21 protein-coding genes are annotated in these 21,072 nt (G+C 49.6%); 2 read left to right on the top strand and 19 right to left on the bottom strand.

Features of this window, described 5'->3' with window-relative positions; all coding sequences use genetic code 11:
- Window positions 1-5: 5 nt before the first annotated feature.
- The 7 genes from KNO91_RS04600 to rho form a co-directional block, all read right to left on the bottom strand.
- A complete protein-coding gene (locus tag KNO91_RS04600) occupies window positions 6-1,016 on the bottom strand; it encodes an L-threonylcarbamoyladenylate synthase (protein ID WP_214816473.1) in 1,011 nt (336 codons plus the stop codon).
- Window positions 997-1,857, bottom strand: a complete 861-nt coding sequence (gene prmC, locus KNO91_RS04595) for a peptide chain release factor N(5)-glutamine methyltransferase (RefSeq protein WP_371816634.1) — start codon at window positions 1,855-1,857, stop codon at window positions 997-999. Before prmC ends, KNO91_RS04600 begins: the two co-directional genes overlap by 20 nt.
- Entirely contained in the window at window positions 1,854-2,924 is a 1,071-nt protein-coding gene (gene prfA / locus KNO91_RS04590) for a peptide chain release factor 1 (RefSeq protein WP_214786259.1), read from the bottom strand. Before prfA ends, prmC begins: the two co-directional genes overlap by 4 nt.
- An 82-nt stretch (window positions 2,925-3,006) precedes the next feature.
- Window positions 3,007-3,618, bottom strand: coding sequence for a thymidine kinase (locus KNO91_RS04585; RefSeq protein WP_214786257.1), 612 nt, complete (start codon window positions 3,616-3,618; stop codon window positions 3,007-3,009).
- 106 nt (window positions 3,619-3,724) lie between these two features.
- On the bottom strand, window positions 3,725-4,948 hold the full coding sequence (locus KNO91_RS04580) for a cation:proton antiporter (protein WP_214816471.1): 1,224 nt from the start codon (window positions 4,946-4,948) through the stop codon (window positions 3,725-3,727).
- A gap of 99 nt (window positions 4,949-5,047) precedes the next feature.
- Window positions 5,048-5,290, bottom strand: a complete 243-nt coding sequence (locus KNO91_RS04575) for a type B 50S ribosomal protein L31 (protein WP_012727387.1) — start codon at window positions 5,288-5,290, stop codon at window positions 5,048-5,050.
- Window positions 5,291-5,372: 82 nt separating this feature from the next.
- Window positions 5,373-6,710, bottom strand: coding sequence for a transcription termination factor Rho (gene rho / locus KNO91_RS04570; protein ID WP_214816469.1), 1,338 nt, complete (start codon window positions 6,708-6,710; stop codon window positions 5,373-5,375).
- A gap of 384 nt (window positions 6,711-7,094) precedes the next feature.
- Here rho and KNO91_RS04565 point away from each other — a divergent pair, with 384 nt between their 5' ends.
- Window positions 7,095-7,796 (top strand): C40 family peptidase, encoded by a 702-nt coding sequence (locus tag KNO91_RS04565; protein ID WP_214816467.1) that lies wholly within the window; start codon window positions 7,095-7,097, stop codon window positions 7,794-7,796.
- Between the two features lie 47 nt (window positions 7,797-7,843).
- Here KNO91_RS04565 and KNO91_RS04560 read toward each other — a convergent pair whose 3' ends face one another.
- The 9 genes from KNO91_RS04560 to KNO91_RS04520 form a co-directional block, all read right to left on the bottom strand.
- On the bottom strand, window positions 7,844-8,614 hold the full coding sequence (locus tag KNO91_RS04560; protein ID WP_012727390.1) for an ABC transporter permease: 771 nt from the start codon (window positions 8,612-8,614) through the stop codon (window positions 7,844-7,846).
- A complete protein-coding gene (locus tag KNO91_RS04555; protein ID WP_214816465.1) occupies window positions 8,604-9,530 on the bottom strand; it encodes an ATP-binding cassette domain-containing protein in 927 nt (308 codons plus the stop codon). The genes KNO91_RS04560 and KNO91_RS04555 overlap by 11 nt, the downstream gene beginning before the upstream one ends.
- An 87-nt stretch (window positions 9,531-9,617) precedes the next feature.
- Complete coding sequence (gene glpX, locus KNO91_RS04550) at window positions 9,618-10,589, bottom strand: class II fructose-bisphosphatase (protein ID WP_074035838.1); 972 nt, start codon at window positions 10,587-10,589, stop codon at window positions 9,618-9,620.
- A 14-nt stretch (window positions 10,590-10,603) separates the two neighbouring features.
- Complete coding sequence (gene murA, locus KNO91_RS04545) at window positions 10,604-11,860, bottom strand: UDP-N-acetylglucosamine 1-carboxyvinyltransferase (protein WP_214792885.1); 1,257 nt, start codon at window positions 11,858-11,860, stop codon at window positions 10,604-10,606.
- 27 nt (window positions 11,861-11,887) lie between these two features.
- On the bottom strand, window positions 11,888-12,538 hold the full coding sequence (fsa, locus tag KNO91_RS04540) for a fructose-6-phosphate aldolase (RefSeq protein WP_214792882.1): 651 nt from the start codon (window positions 12,536-12,538) through the stop codon (window positions 11,888-11,890).
- A gap of 153 nt (window positions 12,539-12,691) precedes the next feature.
- The gene (gene fba / locus KNO91_RS04535) at window positions 12,692-13,546 is read right to left on the bottom strand and encodes a class II fructose-1,6-bisphosphate aldolase (protein WP_214694578.1); all 855 of its coding nucleotides are present in this window, start codon (window positions 13,544-13,546) and stop codon (window positions 12,692-12,694) included.
- Window positions 13,547-13,707: 161 nt separating this feature from the next.
- Entirely contained in the window at window positions 13,708-14,067 is a 360-nt protein-coding gene (locus KNO91_RS04530; RefSeq protein ID WP_214792879.1) for a response regulator, read from the bottom strand.
- 91 nt (window positions 14,068-14,158) lie between these two features.
- Complete coding sequence (locus tag KNO91_RS04525; RefSeq protein WP_214816463.1) at window positions 14,159-14,518, bottom strand: YxeA family protein; 360 nt, start codon at window positions 14,516-14,518, stop codon at window positions 14,159-14,161.
- A gap of 127 nt (window positions 14,519-14,645) precedes the next feature.
- On the bottom strand, window positions 14,646-16,304 hold the full coding sequence (locus KNO91_RS04520; RefSeq protein ID WP_214816461.1) for a glycerol-3-phosphate dehydrogenase/oxidase: 1,659 nt from the start codon (window positions 16,302-16,304) through the stop codon (window positions 14,646-14,648).
- A gap of 261 nt (window positions 16,305-16,565) precedes the next feature.
- Here KNO91_RS04520 and KNO91_RS04515 point away from each other — a divergent pair, with 261 nt between their 5' ends.
- Window positions 16,566-17,681 carry an NADH-dependent flavin oxidoreductase gene (locus KNO91_RS04515; RefSeq protein WP_214786241.1) on the top strand — a complete coding sequence of 372 codons (1,116 nt, stop codon included), beginning with the start codon at window positions 16,566-16,568 and terminating at the stop codon, window positions 17,679-17,681.
- Between the two features lie 38 nt (window positions 17,682-17,719).
- On the opposite strand, the gene KNO91_RS04510 is transcribed toward KNO91_RS04515, so the two are convergent.
- From KNO91_RS04510 to KNO91_RS04500, 3 genes are all read right to left on the bottom strand, one after another.
- The gene (locus KNO91_RS04510; RefSeq protein WP_214792874.1) at window positions 17,720-18,250 is read right to left on the bottom strand and encodes a GNAT family N-acetyltransferase; all 531 of its coding nucleotides are present in this window, start codon (window positions 18,248-18,250) and stop codon (window positions 17,720-17,722) included.
- 31 nt (window positions 18,251-18,281) lie between these two features.
- A complete protein-coding gene (locus KNO91_RS04505) occupies window positions 18,282-19,124 on the bottom strand; it encodes a TVP38/TMEM64 family protein (protein ID WP_214792870.1) in 843 nt (280 codons plus the stop codon).
- Window positions 19,125-19,263: 139 nt separating this feature from the next.
- Window positions 19,264-20,859: a CTP synthase gene (locus KNO91_RS04500; RefSeq protein ID WP_214792861.1), complete on the bottom strand. Its 1,596-nt coding sequence runs from the start codon at window positions 20,857-20,859 to the stop codon at window positions 19,264-19,266.
- Window positions 20,860-21,072: the final 213 nt, after the last annotated feature.

The raw sequence follows: 21,072 nt of genomic DNA, 5'->3' as shown, positions 1-21,072 counted from the left end.
TGTCTTTAGGCATCTTTCGTCGGGTGTACGATCTTTCCGCCCGCCGCTTTATACAAACGGTTATAGACGGCTAAGGCGACCCCGACCGGTTCAATCTTGTTCACATAAATCTCATCGACGTCCGTTTCATCAAATCGACGAAGGGCATCGTATAAACGTTGCGCCGCCACTTCCATCGAAGTACCGAGGGAATAGGTGACGTCAGCCAATGTTGGCTCTTCGTCGAATACGAGTGCACCGATACGCAATCCCGCTTGCTGACGCTCCTCGATGACACGTTGTAACTCTTCACGTGTGCCATCGACTAAAAAGACGGGCGCCGTCGGGGCGTAATGCGTATATTTCATTCCCGGTGATCGCGGCGCAGCTTTTTCGTCACTCAAGTTGGCATCTAACGCGACCGGTCCGATGACAGCTTCGATTTCTTCTCGCGTCACTCCACCAGGTCGTAAAATCGTCACCGTGTCACCCGTACAATCGATGACGGTTGACTCGACGCCGATTCCAGTTGGACCTCCGTCCACAATCCCGGCAATCCGCCCGGCCAAATCATCAGCCACATGTTGAGCGGTCGTCGGCGACGGACGTCCGGAACGGTTCGCACTTGGGGCCGCAAGCCCTAAGCCTGACTTGCGAATCAACTCAAGTGCCGCCGAATGATTCGGCATCCGTAGTCCGATAGAATCCAATCCTGCGGTCACGAGCGAAGAGGCCCGGCCGTTTGAAGGCAAGATGATCGTCAAAGCGCCTGGCCAAAACGCATCCATCAAGCGTTTGGCGACGGGAGGAATCGAATCGACAAACATGCTTGTTTGCTCGATTGAAGCGATATGGACGATGAGTGGGTTATCCGACGGACGTCCTTTCGCCTCAAAAATCTTGCGAATCGCCACATCATTCATGGCGTCACCAGCGAGACCATAGACGGTTTCTGTCGGCATGGCGATGATTTCACCCGCTTGAAGAAGACGTACCCCCTCTTCAATCTCATTCGATTTAATCCATTTCGTTTCCATACGCAATCCCTTCCCTTACGGCATAGACGATACGGTCCTTGCCGTTTATATCTTTTAAAATACCCGTTTCTGCTTCAGGATAACGTTCAGACAGTAATGATTTCACATCTTGTCCTTGGTTATACCCGATTTCAAACGCAATCAATTGCCAATCGGCACGTAAGACGCGCACTGATTCTGAAATCAATTGCCGATACATGTCGAGCCCGTCCGCTCCTCCAAAGAGGGCGAGATGTGGTTCGTAGCCGACGACCGTCTCATCTAATAGAACGTCCGCCTCAATATATGGTGGATTCGAGACGAGGATTCGAATCGATTGATCGGCAATCGGGGCGAGCCCGTCTCCTTCATAAAAACGAACACTCGCACCGAGCGATTCCGCATTTCGTTTCGCGACCGCAATCGCTTCCGGAGAAATATCGACGGTCTGCACACGTACACCGAGCTCTAAGCTGAGCGTGATGGCAATCGCGCCGCTCCCTGTTCCGACATCGACGATTTCATCGTCCGCTACATGACGAACCTGCCCGAGCACCCAATCAATCAATTCTTCCGTTTCCGGTCTCGGGATCAAGACATCCCGATTCACTTCGAACGAGCGACCATAAAACGGCGCCTGCCCAATCACGTGTTGTACCGGCTCGCCGGTCAACAGGCGCTCAATTCCAGCTTCGAACCGCGCTGCTTCATCAATGGATAGTTCATCCGACAATCGAATGAGGAGACCCGTCCGATCGACATCAAGAACATGCATGAGCCACCATTCGGCAGCCGCACGGTCGCGTTCGGCCTCTTGAAGCCGTTCTTCTGTCTGCTTCAGTAGCGCAGCGATACGCATCATTCCGCATCCTCCATAAGACGTGCCTGTTCATCCATGATGAGGGCGTCGATAATGTCCTCGAGTTCCCCCGCTAACACACGGTCCAACTTTTGAAGCGTCAAACCGATACGATGATCCGTGACACGACTCTGTGGAAAGTTGTATGTTCGAATCCGTTCAGAACGGTCCCCTGTCCCGACAGCAGATTTCCGCTGTGCCGACAATTCTTCCATATGCTCGCTTTGCATTTTGTCATATAGACGTGCCCGAAGAACCTTCATCGCCTTGTCTTTATTTTTATGCTGTGACTTCTCATCCTGACACGAGACGACGAGACCGGACGGGATGTGCGTCAAACGGACGGCGGACTGCGTCGTGTTGACGGACTGACCGCCTGGACCTGACGAGGTGAACGTATCGACACGTACATCTTTCATATCGATATGAACCTCGACATCTTCTGCTTCAGGCAAGACGGCGACCGTTGCCGTAGACGTATGAATCCGGCCACCCGACTCTGTTGACGGGACGCGTTGCACACGGTGCGCACCATTCTCAAACTTGAGTTTCGAGTAAGCGCCTGCCCCGTTGATCATAAACGTGACTTCCTTGAACCCGCCTAGCTCGGTATAGTTCGCGTCAATCAGCTCGACTTTCCAGTTTTGACGCTCGGCGAATCGCGTGTACATCTTATACAGGTCACCCGCGAAAAGGGCTGCCTCGTCTCCACCTGCCGCGCCTCGGACTTCGACGATAACGTTCTTGTCATCGTTCGGGTCTTTTGGAAGTAATAAGATTCGTAACTTCGCTTCTAGCTCTTTCACTTCCGGCTCCAAGAGATTCATCTCTTCTTTGGCAAGTTCACGCATCTCGGCGTCGAGCGTCCGGTCCTCGAGCATCGCCTTCGCCTCTTTGAACGCCTCGCTCGTTTCTTTATATTGACGATACATCTGTACCGTCTCTTCTAACTGTGCCTGTTCTTTTGAATATTGTCGTAACTTCGTCGAATCACTGAGCACCTCAGGATCGGCGAGCATTTCATTCAATTGCATATAACGATCTTCCAATACACTTAAACGGTCAAACATGATGATCCGTCCTTTCTCCGTCAAATCAAACTCTATCTATTATAGCAAAAAAACGGACCGCCGAGGGCGGTCCGTCGATTCATCAGTCTGCCACCGTATGGCGGACCGGATGTGGTTTATTCGGTACATCATGGCAATGACGGCACCGCGGTTCGTACGACTCTGAAGCCCCGACCAAGATGACCGGATCTTCATAACGAGCCGGTTGCCCATCAATCAAACGCTGCGTCCGTGAAGCAGGTGCGCCACAAGACAAGCAAATCGCCTGAAGTTTCGTCACGAACTCCGCACGCGACAACAGCTCAGGCATCATCGTGAACGGTTCGCCACGGAAGTCCATATCGAGCCCGGCGCAGATGACGCGTTTGTCCTCGTTTGCGAGCTGTTCGATAACATCGACGATTCCTTCGTCAAAGAATTGCACTTCATCGATTGCGATGACCTGCGTTTCTTCGCGTACCGCATCGTATAAGTCTTGGCTCGATGCGATGGGTACCGCCACAACCGAGTTGCCCGTATGTGAGACGACGTTCTCTTCATGATACCGGTCGTCGATTGCTGGTTTGAACACTTGGACCGGAATCTTTCCATAGTGAGCACGGCGGACACGACGAATCAATTCCTCCGACTTCCCTGAAAACATACTCCCACAAATCACTTCAATCCAACCATATCGGTTCGTCACATGCATCATTATTCTTCGCCCTCTCCATCGATAATCGCTTTCCGATTATACCTATCTTTCGAGTTGAGGAAAAGGGTTGACTTCTCTCAATTTCTGTTAGAAGTGAATCCGACCTTTACTCGTCGGCTTTCGCCTCTTTTTGCACATCAATTAATTTCAATTTACGTGCGAGCGGTCGGATTGTGAGACCGTGTAATGTCACGGAAATGAAGACGAGACCGAGCGTGAGCGGTAACATTTGCTTCGCATCGTCAATCCCGAGATGCGCCACTTCTTCAGCAAAGAAACCGGCGACCGTCATCGCGACAATCCCACGCGGCGCAATCCACCCGATGAACCCTCGCTCCGCTAACGGCAATCCTCCACCGACGGTCGACAAGTAAATCGCTACTGGGCGAACCAAGAACAAAATACCCGCAATCGTCAAGAGGAGCGGCCATTGGAAGATATTCAAGAGCTCTGCTCGAGAAAGCGACGCCGTCAATAAGATGAAGACAGACGAAATGAGCAAGATTGAAATATCTTCTTTAAAGGATTGCAACTCTTCGATGATTTCTTCATCTCGATGTTTCGTATTGGCCATCGTCATCCCCATCGCCGTCACGGCGAGAAGACCGACTTCATGCATCATGAGCTCACTGAGTGAGAACAAGATGAGGACGGCCGTCAATGTTACCGAAGCCCGAAGGTAACGGGGCACTTTCTCTGCGACAAACCATCCCATGAGGAGATGCCCAAACAAATATCCGAGACCGATCCCGATGATACAGGCACCCGCAAACAGGAGTTGCATCCATAAATCCATTCCTTCATATACGATATAGCCGAGTCGTACGACAAAGAGTCCGAGCAACGCCCCGACCGGATCGACGATAATCCCTTCCCATTTCAAAATTGCCCCGACACGATCTTTCAAATGTGCCTGTCGTAATAATGGGATGACGACGGTTGGACCAGTCACGACAAAGAGTGCTCCCATCGTCCATGCGACGACCCAATGCAACCCACCGACGTATTGGATGAGTAGCGACATCCCGACAAACGCCAGTGCGACTCCGACCGTGACGATTCGGACGATTGACCGTCTGAACTGATTGATTTCGCTGAAGTGAAGTCCGAGACTTCCTTCAAATAAGATAATGGCGACCGCAAACGAGATGATCGGACTATATAAATCCCCTAATAATTCACGCGGGTCAAACAGCCCGAGGATTGGACCTGCCAACACCCCGGCAAGCGTCATAATGATGATTGCCGGAATTTGATAACGCCATGCCAGCCATTGTGACATGATGCCGACCCCAATCAACAAGCTGATACTGATGAGTATAAGTTCCATAACGGCCCCCTAACGACAGTCTTTTGTCTCTTTACCCGCGTCGATGTAACAAAAAACCGCCAAGGGCAATCCCTAGGCGGTGAGCATACAACTTTACGATTAACGTTGGTATTTCTTGTTGAAGCGCTCGATACGACCATCTGCAGATGCGAATTTCTGGCGACCTGTGTAGAACGGGTGCGAATCAGAAGATACATCGACACGGATGAGTGGGTACTCGTTTCCATCTTCCATCGTGATTGTCTCGTTAGAGTAACGAGTTGAACCAGTGATGAATTTGAATTCTGTCGTCGAGTCCATGAATACGACTTTACGGTATTCTGGGTGGATTCCTTGTTTCATTGCTTTTCAACTCCTTCGGCCCTAAGTATTCTTTCAACCTAGAGAAAGTTCACTAGAATATAATATCACCCTACTATAGGATTTACAAGTCTGTTTTCGTTTTTTTCACTGGTCGTCTTTTTTTCTTATCTGCCTCGAGCGCAGCGAAAAAGTCGAGGTTCGTTTTCGTCTCACGAACACGGCGTAAGAAGTGTTCGACGAAGTCTGGAGACTCGTTCATCGTACGACGAATCGTCCATAGCGAATCGAGTTCACCCTTGCCGAGTAAGAGCTCCTCTTTCCGCGTACCCGAACGGCGGATATCAATCGCCGGGAAGATGCGACGTTCTGCTAGCTTCCGGTCAAGATGAAGTTCCATATTACCCGTTCCTTTGAATTCCTCATAAATGACATCGTCCATCCGTGAACCCGTATCGACGAGTGCGGTCGCAAGAATCGTCAAGCTACCCCCGTCTTCGATATTGCGCGCCGCCCCGAAGAATTTTTTCGGTTTGTGGAACGCTGCCGGGTCGATCCCCCCAGAGAGTGTCCGCCCGCTCGGTGGGACAGATAGGTTATACGCACGCGTCAATCGTGTGATCGAGTCGAGTAAGATGACCACGTCTTTCTTATGTTCGACGAGACGCATCGCTCGTTCGAGGACGAGTTCTGAGATACGCGCATGGTTTTCCGGTGTCTCATCAAACGTCGAGAATGCCACATCTGCATCCGGTACAGAACGTTGGATGTCGGTCACTTCCTCTGGTCGTTCATCAATCAACAGAATGATCAATTCGACGTTCGGATGGTTCGTCGTAATCGAGTTCGCAATCTCTTTCAAGAGTGACGTTTTCCCTGCTTTCGGTGGCGCAACAATCAATCCACGTTGACCGAACCCGACAGGTGCAATCATGTCCATAACGCGTACCGAGAGGTGTTTCGGTTCTGTTTCGAGCACCATCTGTTGTTCCGGATAAATCGGCGTGAGTGCCGGGAAGTAATCACGTGAACGCGTCGAGTCTGTCGATTCACCGTTGACTGCTTCTACACTCAACAACCCTTGGAACCGTTCGTTCTCTTTCGGTTTGCGGACTTTCCCCGTCACGAGGTCTCCGTTTCGAAGGTTGAAACGGCGAATTTGTGAAGCAGCGATGTAGATGTCTTCGGAAGATTGAGAGTAGTTGATTGGTCGGAGGAAGCCAAACCCGCCGTCATTTTGTGACTGAGGATTCGGTGGAATGATTTCTAGAATACCTTCGAGGAAATACAAATCTTTTGATTCGGCCTGTGATTTCAAAATCCGAAACATGAGCTCACGTTTCCGCGCTTCTCGGAAGTTTGGAACTTTGACTTCTTTGGCGATCTCATATAGTTCTTTTAACGTCTTCGTTTCGAGTTCACGAAGCGTGTAATTTTTTGTCGGTTCTGTCTGTTGACTCATTCAAGTCACCTATCTTTCTACATTTCATTACAAGAAGTATTCAACTTCGTTATTTTTGTTCTGCCATCATCTAACCACATTTTTGTCGTGTCGTCACCGTGCAAAAATCACCTTTTGCTCAACCGTTTCCCTCTTGTACAAATCCTTACACAGTAAAAGAAGATTTTGTAACAAAATAAGTACTATATCCACATATTGTTTCATTTTTGTTACAAGAAAACGCTTTTTTGACTTGTGATTGAAAAATGCTATCGGTCTTGCGCATGATATAGTTTATTTGCACAGGAAACCGGGTATTATCCGCCACTTGTGCTCTACTATAAAAATATTACTCGATTTTGTCATATAGAAACGTACACATTAAAAAACGGAGGGATTTATACAATGTTAAAGCGTATTGCATCTATCGTCGTCGCTGCCACTGTTGCTTTCTCGGGTCTCATGTTCTCAACAGGTGAACAAGCAGAAGCCGCTACCGGAACGTTTGCTTACTCGAAAGTAAACGGCTTGAACATCCGTACTGCCCCGTCACTTACGTCATCGAAAGTTGTCGCGAAGATGGATAAAGGTCAACGCTATACATACCTTGGTAAATCCGGTTCGTTCTATAAGATCAACTACAAAGGTACTCACCGTTACATTTCAGCATCTTCAACGTACACGTACTTGAAACCTAGAACGTCTACTTCAACATCAACGACAGTTTCAACGTCATCTTCAAGCAAGCGTGCAAAACTCGTTGCTGAGTCGAAAAAGTATCTCGGTACACCTTACCGTTACGGTGGAACAACGACTGCTGGATTTGACTGCTCAGGTTACACTGGACATGTTTACAAAAAAGCAATCGGCAAAACACTCCCACGTTCTTCACGTCAGCAATACTCAAGCGCGAAGAAAATCTCGAAGTCATCGATTCAAGCAGGAGACCTCGTCTTCTTCTCACATTCGGGCGGAACGATTCAACACGTCGGGATGGCACTTAGCAAAACACAAATGATCAACTCAGAAACAGGCGGCGTGAAATACGCGAGCTTCACTTCTGGATACTGGGCACCACGTTACGTTGGCGCTGGATCATACCTTTAAGAAATAATAAAACATCACGACTCGGTTCATTGGAACCGAGTCGTTTTTTATTTTTGCTTGAGCGCACCTCTCGCGTTCGTCGCCGCAAACACAATCATGAGTACACTCATCGTACCCGCGACCGCGAGTCCTGCCGATAAAGCGCCCCAGTCAATCTCTGGTTGCGTCAGAACCGCCCGCATCCCTTCAAAAATATACGTCGTCGGATTGAACGTCGCCGCTACTTTCAACCATTCCGCCTCAATCAATTCTTTCGGGACGAACGTCGTCGATAAGAAAATCAGTGGGAAGAACAAAAGCGTACCCGCCTGTGCGGCTTGCGCATTCCGGGTTTTTAACGCAACACCTACAGAATAACCCGCAAAGCCAAGACCGAATCCAATAGCAAGTAATACCGTGAAGAAGAAACCGACCGCTCCGACAGGAATCGTGAGACCGAGTAGAAAAGCGACCGCAAAGATGAGCAGTGTTTGGACAAGCAGCTGCAACATTCCGGCAATCATCGGTCCGAGCACAATCGCAGTCCGGGTCGCCGGAGTCAATAGTAATCTCGCGAAATAACCGCTCTCGATATCGCGAACAAGGGCTTGTCCTGTTCCTCCTGCCCCGCCGACGGCACCTGAGACAATCGATACCGGCAAGATGAAGTTCAAGTAGTCGCTCCCTTCAAATTGAGGAAGCGAGGCCACACTAGATAGACCGCTCGTGTACACGAGTAAAAAGAATACAGAGATGATCAAGTTCGGGATAAACGAAAATGGATTGCGGATTGTCGTCACTAAGCTCCGTTTCGTGAATAACCATGTCTCAGTCCACACGAATCTCGCCCCCTTCATAAGATTCACCTGTCACTTGTAAGAAGACGTCATCAAGCGACGGTTGTTTCACGGTCAATCGTTCGGGTTGTAGTCCCCGTTCATCTAACGCTCGAACAATTTCGGTCAACGTCACATCGCGTAGTTCGAACGAAACGTGATTCCCGTTCGCCGTCGTCTGGAAGAGCGTTGCCGCGGTCATCGCATCCGCTTCATTTGAGAAGTCCATTGCAATCGTCTCACCGCCGACTAGTTGTTTCAGTTCCTCAGCCGTTCCCTCACTGACGATTTTCCCATGATGGATGATGGCAATCCGGTCAGCCAATTCATCCGCCTCTTCTAAGTACTGGGTCGTCAAAAAGATCGTTGTCCCAAATTCTTGATTCAGTCGCCGTACTTCATTCCATATCTCAATCCGACTCACCGGGTCGAGACCCGTCGTCGGCTCATCTAAAAACAATACGGTTGGACGATGGACGAGCGTGAGGGCCAAATCGAGACGTCGCCGCATCCCTCCTGAATACGTACCACTCCGTCGATCCGCGGCATCTGTCAGAGAAACGACTTCTAACAATTCATCTGCGCGGCGACGCGCCTCCTCGTTCGACATCTTAAATAAACGTCCTTGTAAGACGAGCAGTTCACGACCCGTCAGTACTTTATCGATCCCGGTTTCCTGTAGTGCGACCCCGATGGACAGGCGGACGTCTTTTTCTTGTTTGACGACATCGAATCCGTTCACCCGCGCCACCCCAGACGTCGGACGGACGAGCGTCGTCAACATTTGCACCGTCGTCGATTTACCGGCACCGTTCGGTCCTAAAAACGCAAAGATTTCCCCTTCTTTCACGGAGAAAGAAACATCGTTCACCGCCGGAACATCTTTAAAGGTCTTCACGAGTCCTTCCACTTCAATCATCACACTCACCTCCTGACTATCCATTCCCGTTTTCTCAATCTTTCATCACAAAAAAGCCGCGGACGTTTACACATCCGCGACTCCATGTTATTCAGGTTTCATGACCATTTTCGGTTTTTTCGTAAGAGAGTGGTTCCCTTCTACGAAGCGTACGGTACCAGATTTTGCACGCATGACAACGGAATGCGTCTGCCCGCCTTGGGACGTGAATTGGACACCACGTAACAATTCACCGTCCGTGACACCTGTCGCCGCAAAGATACAATCTTCACCTTTCACCAAGTCATTGAGTAAAAGGATTCGATCCGTGTCTTCGATCCCCATGTCATGGCAACGCTGTTTTTGTGCCTCGTCTTCCGGGAGCAAGCGTCCTTGGAAGTCTCCCCCTAGACACTTCATTGCGACCGCGGCGATGACGCCTTCCGGTGCCCCACCTGAACCGAGTAGTAAGTCGACACCCGTTTTTGGGAAGGCCGTGTTAATGGCTGCCGCGACATCCCCGTCTGGAATCAACTTGATTCGAGCTCCAGTCGCCCGGACCCGCTGAATGATTTCCTCATGTCGGTCCCGATGTAAGATGGTCACGACGACGTCTTCCACGTTTTTCTTCTTGGCTTTCGCCACGATTTCGATATTCTCTTCAATCGAGTTGTCGAGACTGACGAGACCCGCAGCTTCCGGTCCGACCGCAATTTTTTCCATGTACATATCCGGTGCGTGAAGAAGGTCTCCCGCATCGGCGACAGCGAGAACGGCGAGCGCTCCCCACGTCCCCGTCGCTACGATGTTCGTTCCTTCTAACGGGTCGACCGCGACATCAAGACGCGAGCCATAACCGTTCCCGACCTTCTCCCCGATATAGAGCATCGGGGCCTCGTCCATTTCACCTTCCCCGATGACAACAATCCCCTTCATCGGAATCGTATCAAAGACATCTCGCATCGCCGTAGTCGCTGCATCATCTGCCTCGACCTTTAAACCGCGACCCATCCAACGGGCTGAAGCAAGTGCCGCCGCTTCTGTGACCCGGACCAGTTCCATCGATAAACTTCGTTCCACCCGAAATCTCCCCTTTATACCTCGGCGTGATCTTCCACCCAAACGAGCGCACCGAGCTGTTTTAATTTGCCGACAAAGTCGACATATGAATCATTCAATCGTTCTGCATGAAGTAACGTCGATTCTCCAGACGCCTGAAGTGCCGATAAAACAAGCGCCGCTGCACTTCTTGCGTCTGTACATTCCATCTCTGCGTTTGCGAGTTGATTCCCTCCGCGAATGACCGCCGAAGCATCTTCTAGTGTAATCTGTGCGTTCATCCGACGCATCTCGGCGATATGTCGGAATCGTTGGGAGTACAATTTGTCTGTGACAATGCTCGTCCCGTCCGCCTTCAATAAAGCCGCTGACATGATTGGCTGCAAATCACTCGGATATCCCGAGTAATGGAACACACGAATGTCTGTCGGCACGAATTTCTTAGCAGTCACAGTGACCGACTCCTCACCGACCTCTACCTCCGCACCAAAATCCAACAGTTTTTGAATGACACCTTCAAGGTGTGTCGGAATGACCGGTTGTACGGTCACGCTACCCGATACCGCTCCGAACATCATGAACGTGCCGGCCTCGAGGCGATCAGGAATCAATGTGTGTGTACATCCGTGCAAACGTTCGACGCCTTTGATGCGAATCTCATCGGTACCCGCTCCACTCACGTGTGCTCCCATCGATGTGAGCATCGTTGCCACGTCGACGACTTCAGGGTCACAGGCCGCATTCTCGATGACCGTCGTCCCTTTCGCTAAAACCGCCGCGAGCATCGCACTCACGGTTGCCCCGAACGACCGCAAGTCCAAGTAAATTCGATTCCCGACGAGTTCTTCGACCCGGACATGATAGAGACCGGATTCATTCTCGACATGAATTCCGAGACGTTCTAACGCTTTCAAATGTAAGTCAATCGGTCGTGGACCAATCGCATATCCCCCAGGTAGCCCGACCGCTCCTTTTCCGAATCGAGCGGCGAAGACACCGAGTAAATAGACAGCGGCACGAACTTTCCGCGTCTCGGAACCAAGAAGAGGCATGGCGACGGCTTCATTCGAATGAATGGTCATCCGTTCTCCCTCACGCTCCACTCGAACTCCTAGCTCTCTTAACAAGTTGACCATCACTTCTACATCTTCAATCATCGGGACATTTTCAATTGTCACCGACTCTTCTGTGAGAAGTGCAGCCACAAGGCAAGGGAGGGCGCTTTGTTTCGCCCCGCTAATCTCGACGGTTCCTTCTAATTTTTGCTGCCCAACGATATGGAGAATTTCCACGCTGATCAAAACCTTTCTACGACGGACTTATTTGGATTGAGCGTTGTTCCAATCCGCTAAAAACTGCTCAATGCCTTTGTCTGTGAGCGGATGTTTCATCATCTGTTCGATGACTTTGTAAGGGACTGTCGCAATATCAGCCCCAAGGAGTGCGGCTTTCGTCGCATGAACCGGGTGACGTACAGATGCCGCAATGATTTCTGTCTCGATGCCATGAATCGCAAAAATGTTGGCAATCGTCTCGATGAGATCGAGTCCATCTTGACCGATGTCATCCAAACGTCCGATGAATGGAGAAACATACGAAGCGCCGGCACGTGCCGCAAGTAACGCTTGGTTCGCGTTAAAGATGAGCGTCACGTTCGTTTTGATCCCGAGCTCTTTGAACTGTTTCACCGCTTCCATCCCCGCTGGTGTCATCGGTACCTTTACCGTAATATTCGGCGCGATGGCAGCAAGTTCCTTTCCTTCTTCCACCATACCCTTTGCATCGAGTGCAATAACTTCCGCACTGACCGAGAGATCCCCGACGATCTCACAGATTTCACGAAGTCTTGTATGGAAGTCGACACCTTCTTTGGCGACGAGCGATGGATTCGTCGTCACGCCTCCGATGACGCCCATTTGGTGAGCTTGTTTAATGTCTTGCACATTTGCTGTGTCAATGAAAAAACGCATATGTGTCTCCTCCTTCATTTGTGATCGCTTACAATCTCTATTATGAGGAAAGAACAGGTGAATTACTACACCCTTTGTCAGATTCCGAGCCTGATGAAAGCCGAAATATACAAAAAGTCGGTCCTCATAGAGAACCGACTTGATCAAACAGGATTATGCTTGGTTGCTAGAACCAAACTCACGCATTTTGCCAGTTACGACGTTGTAGATCGCTTCGATCCCAGGTCCGATAACTTTACGTGGGTCATATACTTTCGAGTCAGCGTCAAGCTTCTCACGTACCGCACGAGTCCACTCTTGTTGGCACTCTGTGTTGACGTTGATTTTGCTGTGTCCGAGCTCGATTGCTTTTTTAACTTGGTGCTCAGGAATACCTGATCCGCCGTGAAGAACGAGTGGAGTTTGTGTCGCTTTCGCGATTTCTTCCATCTCTTTGAAGCCAAGCTTCGGCTCACCTTGGTATGGTCCGTGTACAGAACCGAGTGCTGCAGCGAGTGCATCCACTTTCGCTTCTTTAACAACACGTACACACTCTTCGAGGTCAGCGTATTGTACGCCACCGATGACGCCGTCTTCTTCGCCGCCAACTGTACCGACTTCTGCCTCAACAGAAGCGCCTTTAGCGTGCGCGTACTCGACAACTTGTTTCGTCATTTCAACGTTTTCGTCGATCGGGTGGTGTGAACCGTCGATCATGACTGATGTGAATCCAGCGTCGATCGCTGCTTTACACTTGTCGAATGAAGAACCGTGGTCAAGGTGGATTGCAACTGGAACAGTGATGTTGTAGTCGTGCATGAGACCTTCAACCATTTTGACAACTGTTGTGAAGCCACCCATGTACTTCGCTGCACCTTCTGATACACCGAGGATTACTGGTGATTTCTCGTCTTCCGCAGCGCGAAGAATCGCTTGCGTCCACTCGAGGTTGTTGATGTTGAATTGGCCTACTGCATACTTGCCTTCGAATGCTTTGTTAAGCATTTCTGTCATTGATACTAATGGCATAATGACATCCTCCTGTCTGTTCGCTATTATACACGTTTGGGAAAAGTTCCCCCGTGCAATTCGTTCCCATTATAACACACCGTAAAACATGTGCCTATGCTATTCGGGCATAGAAATGGCTTAGCGCAAGCGTTTACATATGTCATCTTGGTGACGAAACGTCAAATTTCCAAGACTTCCTTCACTTTTTCAATCATTCCGTATATATCAAATGGCTTTTCAAATTGCGCAGCAATTCCGAGACGACGCACCTCGTCAATCACCGTTTCTTCTCCGAACGCCGTCATGATCATGACAGGTGTCTCTAGTTCTTGTTCTCTCATCCGACGCAATACTTCATGACCGAACATACGCGGCATGTTCATATCGAGAAGTACTAAGTCGTATCGTTCTTTCTCTAAAAACTCCCAGGCTTTGATGCCGTCTTGCGCCGTGTCCACGTCAACACCCATGTTCGTGAACACTTGTGCGAGCATCGTACGAATTCCATCCTGGTCGTCTGCAATCAACATCCGTGACATGCATGTCCCTTCTTTCATTCATCATTTTCCATAATCAAACAATTTAACCATACCAAACTCATCTCTTTTTCGCGATGCCTATCTTTTGAAATCAAGGGAACGGCGTCTCGGAACTGTCCTCTTCCTGCTCTTCTTTCAACTGTTCTGGCACTTCCAACGCATTGACCCGTTCATAATCGGTCACTTCGGGAGATTCTTCTTTCACAAAAACTTTTAGAAAGTCTCCTTCGGCCAGGAGGGTAGTCGTTGTAATGGCGAGCGGTCGCTTCTTCCCATCTTCATCGTATCCGATGAGGTCATATCGATACCCGTTCGACGTCTGTGTCGCCACTTCCGCATTCGGGACTTTGACATAATACACATCCGCCAATAGACGATCTACGTCGACATAGCGCCAGCCTACTACTATTAAAACGCCAATCAACAAGACGGCGATAAAATTTCTCTTCATAAACAGTTCTCCTTCAACATAAGAGTCACTACTTATGAGATATACCGTTATTCCGAAGTCATGAAACCATTCCACAAAAAGAGGTTCATCCTGTTCAGAATGAACCTCTCGTATGACGCATTGTATCTTATGATTCGACAGCCACTGGAACAACTGCGATTTCAATTTCTTTCTCGACTTCTTCACGTTCCTCTTTCAAACGCTCATCTGACCATTTGAAGACATCGGCCATGCAGCGAAGGACGCCGTCTTTGTATTGACGGACGAAGTCGATGTCAAAGAACATCGCTCCCGTGCGGCGAATCAAGAAGTCGATGGCACGAACGACCGATTCTTCCTCGATGCCGTACACCAACTGCGCATAGACGATTTCAGGAAGGTCATATGCGTTCGCATCCATCCGTTCGATGACGCGGTCGATATTCGATCCGTATAAACGGACAAGTTCTTCTGCATGATTTGCGTCTAAACCATGATTTTGAAGTTCTTTCGTTTTCTTCTCAAGGAAATCTTTGAAGCCTTTCGATCCACCGACATGACCACCTGACATCGGCATATGCTTCGTCCGGCTTGCCAAGTAGACGACACCGTCTTCTTCTTTCAACAGTTTCGCGACGAGGTCGACGACCGTTTCCGACATCTTCCGATACCCAGTCAATTTACCGCCGGCAATCGTGATCAAGCCGCTGTCCGACTGCCAGATTTCGTCCTTACGTGAAATTTCAGAAGGGTCTTTTCCTTCTTCATAAATCAACGGACGAATACCTGCCCAGCTCGACTCTACGTCATCCGCTGTGACATTGACGTCTGGGAACATATAGTGAATGGCTTCTAAAATATAATCGCGGTCTTCCGTCGTCATGCGTGGATGCGCTTTGTTTTTATCGAAGAACGTATCCGTCGTTCCGACGTATGCTTTATTGCCACGTGGAATCGCAAAGACCATGCGTCCGTCTGGTGTATCGAAATAGATCGCTTGTTTGAGTGGGAATTTCGACTGGTCGATGACCAAGTGAATCCCTTTTGTCAGACGAAGCTGCTTCCCTTTTTTCGAGTTATCTTCTTCTCGTAACTCGTCGACCCATGGACCGGTCGCATTGATGATTTTCTTCGCATATACGTCATACGTCGACCCGTCAATCTGATCTTCGACGTGTACACCGGCCACTTTGCCGTTTTCGTAAATCAATCCTGTCACTTTCGCATAGTTCATTAGAAGCGCACCATGATTCGCTGCTTCTTTCGCCACTTCAATCGTCAATCGTGCATCATCTGTCCGGTACTCGACGTAATAGCCGCCTCCGACCAAGTCGTCTTTTTTCACGAGTGGTGCCTTTTTGATGACTTCATCTGGTTTGAGCATCATGCGACGCTCTGCACGTTTTACACCTGCGAGGAAGTCATACACCATGAGTCCGATTGATGTCGAGAATGGACCGAACGTGCCTCCCTTGTGCATCGGTAAGAGCATTTGCTCCGGCGTCGTGACGTGTGGACCATTCTCATATACGATGGCCCGCTCTTTCCCGACTTCTGCGACGAGCGCCACTTCGAATTGTTTCAAATAGCGGAGTCCCCCGTGAACAAGTTTCGTCGAACGGCTTGACGTCCCTGCTGCAAAGTCTTGCATCTCAAGAACGGCTGTCTTCATCCCACGCGACGACGCATCAAGCGCAATCCCCGCTCCCGTAATCCCTCCACCGACAACAAGAACGTCATGACGTTCACTTGTCAGTTGTTCATATCGTTTCGCTCGTTCTTTTGCTGAGAAATTTCTGATTTCCATCTTATTCCCTCCTATAGTAAGTACGGTTCAATGGATAGAAAAAGAGACCACAACAAAAACAAGGCTTCCCCCTTCTGTTGTGGTCTCTCTATTGTCTCGAACCGAATATCAACTTTTCTCCTGTATTATACCCTATTCTTTTGAGTTCAATCATCTCTTACGCTTGATCAATCTGCAATGTGTCGTTTCACAAGCATCCGACTCGCATTTTGCAATCGAGAAGCTTAGACTTCAAGGTATCATGTTGAAGGAGGATTTCAGATGAAACGTATGTTACAACCTTTTCAGTTTAAAAATGGCGTTGAAGTACCGAACCGCCTTGTATTGGCGCCGATGACGCACTACTCATCAGAACCAACGGGCGAAGTATCTGAGCACGAGCTCGCATATTATCGGAAACGTGCACAAAACGTCGGGCTCGCCATCACGGCTTGCGCGTACGTGACAGAAGACGGGAAAGGATTCCCGAACGCATTCGGGGTCAATGATGACAAATTCATCACAGGTCTTCGTCAATTGGCGGAAAGTTTAAAAGCAGAAGGCGCAAAAGCCATTCTTCAAATTTTCCACGCAGGACGTATGTCGCCACCTGAACTCGTCCCGAACGAACAACCAGTGAGCGCAAGTGCGGTCGCACCTGTTCGTGAAGGCGCCGTCACACCACGTGCGCTCGAGACGTCAGAAGTCGAAGCCATCATCGATGCGTTCGGTGAAGCGACTCGTCGCGCTATCGAAGCCGGGTTTGACGGAGTCGAGATTCACGGAGCGAACACATACTTGATTCAACAATTCTTCTCACCACACTCGAATCGCCGTGAAGATCGCTTCGGCGGTGATGTCCATGGTCGTTTGACGTTCCCACGCGAAGTCATTCGCCGTGTCAAAGAAGCCGCAGCAGATGCAGAAGACTTCTTAATCGGTTATCGCTTCTCACCAGAAGAGATTGAAGAGCCAGGGATCACACTTGATGACACAGATGTCCTGCTTGATATGATTTTAGAAGAAGGCGTCGATTATATTCACGCTTCTCTTTGGAACTTCAACACAGCTTCGATGCGTGACGAAAACGTCACAGAGCGTTCCATCGATCGGATTGCCAAACGGATCAACGGCGCTATCCCACTCATCGGGGTCGGACAGCTCCAACGTCCTGGGCAAGTGGAAGATGCACTCGACGTTGTCGACCTCGCCGCGCTCGGTCGCGAACTCATCATCGACCCAGAATGGCTCGAGAAAGTGAAAACAGACCGCGAAGACGAAATCGAGACAGAACTCGACTTGGATAAACAAGCCGAACTCGCCGTGCCAGCCCCACTCTGGAATGCGATTACGACTCGTGCCGGTTGGTTCCCGATTAAAGATCAAAAAGTGAAGTAACACAACACACCGCGGATTGTTTCATCCGCGGTGCTTTTTTATGCTTTCCACTCTTCTCGTAACATGCCCATCCGAATCGAATCATAGCGCTTCCCGTTCACGACACGCACTTGACGGATTCGACCTTCGAGCTGCAGCCCCACTTTTTCAGCGACTCGCATCATCCGCTCATTCCCTGACCACGTCGTCAAGCCGACACGGACGACAGGTAACGTCTCAAATAAATGCTCGCTCCATAAGCGAAGGGCACGCGTCCCGACTCCTCGATTCCAACGGTCGGGCTGATGCAAGATGATGCCCATCTCGAGCCACTCTCGTCCGGCATCTTCAAAATAGTAAGAAACGGTCCCATATACCGTTCCATCCACTTCAATGACCCACATGTCTTCTTTCTGGATAAACGACCGTTCGATTTGCTGAAATTCCTCATAAGACATCGCTTTGTGTTCAAAGTAAGGCGCATCCCATTGTTTCCATTCCGGTGTCGCCTCTCGATAAATCAATTCCCATAGTCGTGATAAGTCTTTTTCTTCAATTGGTCGAATGACCACTTCTTGATCTTGTCGCATCTTGTCTTCCTTTCTATATAGCGTCCTTACCTTATTCTTGCGTACCGTTTGAATCTCCTTTTTTCCGTTTGCGCCAAATGAACGCGAGAATCAACACGATTAAACTTGCCATGACAGAGACGATGGCAATCGGACTCGAGCCCGTCATAAACAATTGCCCAATCGAGACAGAATAAGCGAGTCCGAACGACGTGACGATTTTTGCGCCGAACGCAATACCCGCAAAGCGCGGGAACGGAACGCGACTAAACCCTGCGGCCAGACAGATGACCTCATCCGGTAAAATCGGAATAATGAACAAGACGAGCAAGATGCCAAGACCATACTTTTCGACATATCGGTCATATGTCTTTAACTTCTCCTCATCGACCCAACGAATGATTCGCTCACGGCCGAATCGGGCCAGACCATACATGACAAAGATGCCAAGCGTGGTCGACACACTCCCGACTAAAGCGGCACGAAACGGTCCGAGTGCGACGCTCCCGATCGGCACACTGACCGCTTCCGGGACGGGTAACGCAATCGGTTGTAAAAAACTGAATGCTGCGAATACCCATACCGCCTGTCGTTCATACTGTTCTAATAGACGATCTAACCCATACGTATCATAGAGGACGAGTCCGAACGATACGTAATAGACAAACACAAAGATTAAAAAGAGCGAGAACGTGATTTTCCACATCTGCTTCAAGATCATGTTTGAGCCGTCGCGAATCGACCGAAGGAGCCCGACTGAGAGCGCGAGTAAGACAACGCCTGTCCATCCAAGTTGGTACGGCAATAAGAGGGAAGGCAAGACGACGAACGGCAACAGACTGAGCGCGACAAGCCCCAGCCCATACCCTAGATAAATCGAATGTCGTTCTTTCATAAGCCATCGCCCTCTCCCCGTTCTACTTCTAGTGTACCCACAAAGTGAAGGTGATGTATCATGCCAAAGGCACCTTCCCTCTCATGCTTTTGGCGTAGAAAAAAGCCACAACCCGTAATGGGTCGTGGCTTTCAATTCATTATTCTCCAAGTGACGCTTGGATGAAGTCATGGAATAGACGTTGTGGACGTTCTGGACGTGAGATGAGCTCAGGGTGGAACTGTGATGCCACGAACCACTTGTGTTCTGGAATCTCAATGATTTCCACAAGACGACCGTCTGGGCTCGTACCTGAGAACTTGAAGCCTTCTGCTTCGAACGCTTCACGATATTCGTTGTTGAACTCATAGCGGTGACGATGGCGCTCGTACACGAGCTCTTGATCGTAAGCCGCATGTGCTTTCGTCCCTTTTTCAAGTTTACATGGGTAGAGTCCGAGACGGAGTGTACCCCCAAGGTCTTCGATGTCCTTTTGTTCTGGAAGAAGGTCGATGATCGGATACGGAGTCGATGGATCGATTTCAGCCGTGTGCGCGCCGTCCAACTTCAAGACGTTACGGGCAAACTCGACCGTCGCGAGTTGCATCCCGAGACAGATCCCGAAGAATGGGACGTTGTTTTCACGAGCGAAACGTGTCGCTTCAATCTTCCCTTCGATTCCACGCTCACCGAATCCACCTGGGACGAGGATTCCGTCCGCATCACCGAGGATGTCCGAGACGTTTTCAGCCGTCACGTCTTCCGCGTTGATCCAGTCGATGTCGATATCCGCATTGAACGCATAACCCGCATGTTTAAGTGCTTCCGCAACCGAGATATACGCATCACGCAATTCGACATATTTCCCGACGAGTGCGATTTTCACTTTCTTCTCAAGGTGTGTGACCGTGTGGACGAGTTCTTTCCACGCCGTCATGTCAGCAGCCGGTGAATTGAAACCGAAGTAGTCGTTGACGAGTTGGTCCATTCCTTGTTTTTGAAGGTTGAGTGGTACTTCATAAAGTGTCGATGCGTCTTGCGCCTCGATGACCGCCTCTTTGCGTGTATCACAGAAGAGTGCGATTTTCTCGCGCATGTCTTCTGGGATGTCATGCTCGGTACGAAGGACGATGATGTCCGGTTGAATCCCGTAGCTGCGAAGCTCTTTGACACTGTGCTGTGTCGGTTTTGTCTTCATTTCACCTGCGGCACGAAGGTAAGGAACGAGTGTACAGTGGACGTACATGACGTTCTCTTTCCCGATGTCATTCTTCACTTGGCGAATCGCTTCGATGAACGGGAGGGATTCGATATCCCCGACTGTTCCACCAATCTCAGTGATGACGACATCGGCGTTCGTCTCGCGCCCTGCACGGAAGACACGGTCTTTGATTTCGTTCGTGATATGCGGAATGACCTGAACCGTTCCACCGTTATAGTCTCCACGACGCTCTTTCTTCAAGACAGTCGAATAAATGCGCCCTGATGTGACGTTCGCGTTTTGCGACAAGTTGATGTCGATGAAACGCTCATAGTGTCCGAGGTCAAGGTCAGTCTCAGCACCATCATCTGTGACGAATACTTCTCCGTGTTGATACGGGCTCATCGTACCTGGGTCAATGTTGATGTATGGGTCAAACTTCTGAATCGTGACGTTGAGTCCTCGATTTTTGAGTAGACGCGCGAGTGAAGCTGCCGTAATCCCTTTACCGAGCGAAGATACTACCCCGCCTGTTACGAAAATGTACTTTGTCATGTTTCTTTCTCCTCTCTTGAATACCAACCATCGGGAAACGAAAAAACAAAAAAAGCAAAAGTGCCCCCGTGAATGGAGGACACTTTTGCTGCATCGTTACGTGCTAAACTAGCCCATGACTAATTTACGCCAGAGACGATACAGTCGTCAAGATATTATTTTTTTCTTTTTTTCAAGTCGATGAAAACGACTAAAAAAGAAAAAGAGACACGC

The sequence above is a fragment of the Exiguobacterium sp. s59 genome (assembly GCF_018617475.1).
GTDB classification, from domain to species: Bacteria; Bacillota; Bacilli; order Exiguobacteriales; family Exiguobacteriaceae; genus Exiguobacterium; species Exiguobacterium aestuarii.
The sequence above is the reverse complement of the archived record's forward strand: the minus strand, read 5'-3'. Positions and strand labels throughout refer to the sequence as shown.

What these genes read in the sequence shown, in the direction of transcription:
- KNO91_RS04600 (WP_214816473.1), bottom strand. Translation starts at nt 1,016, where the DNA reads ATGGAAACGAAATGGATTAAATCGAATGAGATTGAAGAGGGGGTACGT.
- prmC (WP_371816634.1), bottom strand. Translation starts at nt 1,857, where the DNA reads ATGATGCGTATCGCTGCGCTACTGAAGCAGACAGAAGAACGGCTTCAA.
- prfA (WP_214786259.1), bottom strand. Translation starts at nt 2,924, where the DNA reads ATGTTTGACCGTTTAAGTGTATTGGAAGATCGTTATATGCAATTGAAT.
- KNO91_RS04585 (WP_214786257.1), bottom strand. Translation starts at nt 3,618, where the DNA reads ATGATGCATGTGACGAACCGATATGGTTGGATTGAAGTGATTTGTGGG.
- KNO91_RS04580 (WP_214816471.1), bottom strand. Translation starts at nt 4,948, where the DNA reads ATGGAACTTATACTCATCAGTATCAGCTTGTTGATTGGGGTCGGCATC.
- KNO91_RS04575 (WP_012727387.1), bottom strand. Translation starts at nt 5,290, where the DNA reads ATGAAACAAGGAATCCACCCAGAATACCGTAAAGTCGTATTCATGGAC.
- rho (WP_214816469.1), bottom strand. Translation starts at nt 6,710, where the DNA reads ATGAGTCAACAGACAGAACCGACAAAAAATTACACGCTTCGTGAACTC.
- KNO91_RS04565 (WP_214816467.1), top strand. Translation starts at nt 7,095, where the DNA reads ATGTTAAAGCGTATTGCATCTATCGTCGTCGCTGCCACTGTTGCTTTC.
- KNO91_RS04555 (WP_214816465.1), bottom strand. Translation starts at nt 9,530, where the DNA reads ATGATTGAAGTGGAAGGACTCGTGAAGACCTTTAAAGATGTTCCGGCG.
- fsa (WP_214792882.1), bottom strand. Translation starts at nt 12,538, where the DNA reads ATGCGTTTTTTCATTGACACAGCAAATGTGCAAGACATTAAACAAGCT.
- fba (WP_214694578.1), bottom strand. Translation starts at nt 13,546, where the DNA reads ATGCCATTAGTATCAATGACAGAAATGCTTAACAAAGCATTCGAAGGC.
- KNO91_RS04530 (WP_214792879.1), bottom strand. Translation starts at nt 14,067, where the DNA reads ATGTCACGGATGTTGATTGCAGACGACCAGGATGGAATTCGTACGATG.
- KNO91_RS04525 (WP_214816463.1), bottom strand. Translation starts at nt 14,518, where the DNA reads ATGAAGAGAAATTTTATCGCCGTCTTGTTGATTGGCGTTTTAATAGTA.
- KNO91_RS04520 (WP_214816461.1), bottom strand. Translation starts at nt 16,304, where the DNA reads ATGGAAATCAGAAATTTCTCAGCAAAAGAACGAGCGAAACGATATGAA.
- KNO91_RS04515 (WP_214786241.1), top strand. Translation starts at nt 16,566, where the DNA reads ATGAAACGTATGTTACAACCTTTTCAGTTTAAAAATGGCGTTGAAGTA.
- KNO91_RS04510 (WP_214792874.1), bottom strand. Translation starts at nt 18,250, where the DNA reads ATGCGACAAGATCAAGAAGTGGTCATTCGACCAATTGAAGAAAAAGAC.
- KNO91_RS04505 (WP_214792870.1), bottom strand. Translation starts at nt 19,124, where the DNA reads ATGAAAGAACGACATTCGATTTATCTAGGGTATGGGCTGGGGCTTGTC.
- KNO91_RS04500 (WP_214792861.1), bottom strand. Translation starts at nt 20,859, where the DNA reads ATGACAAAGTACATTTTCGTAACAGGCGGGGTAGTATCTTCGCTCGGT.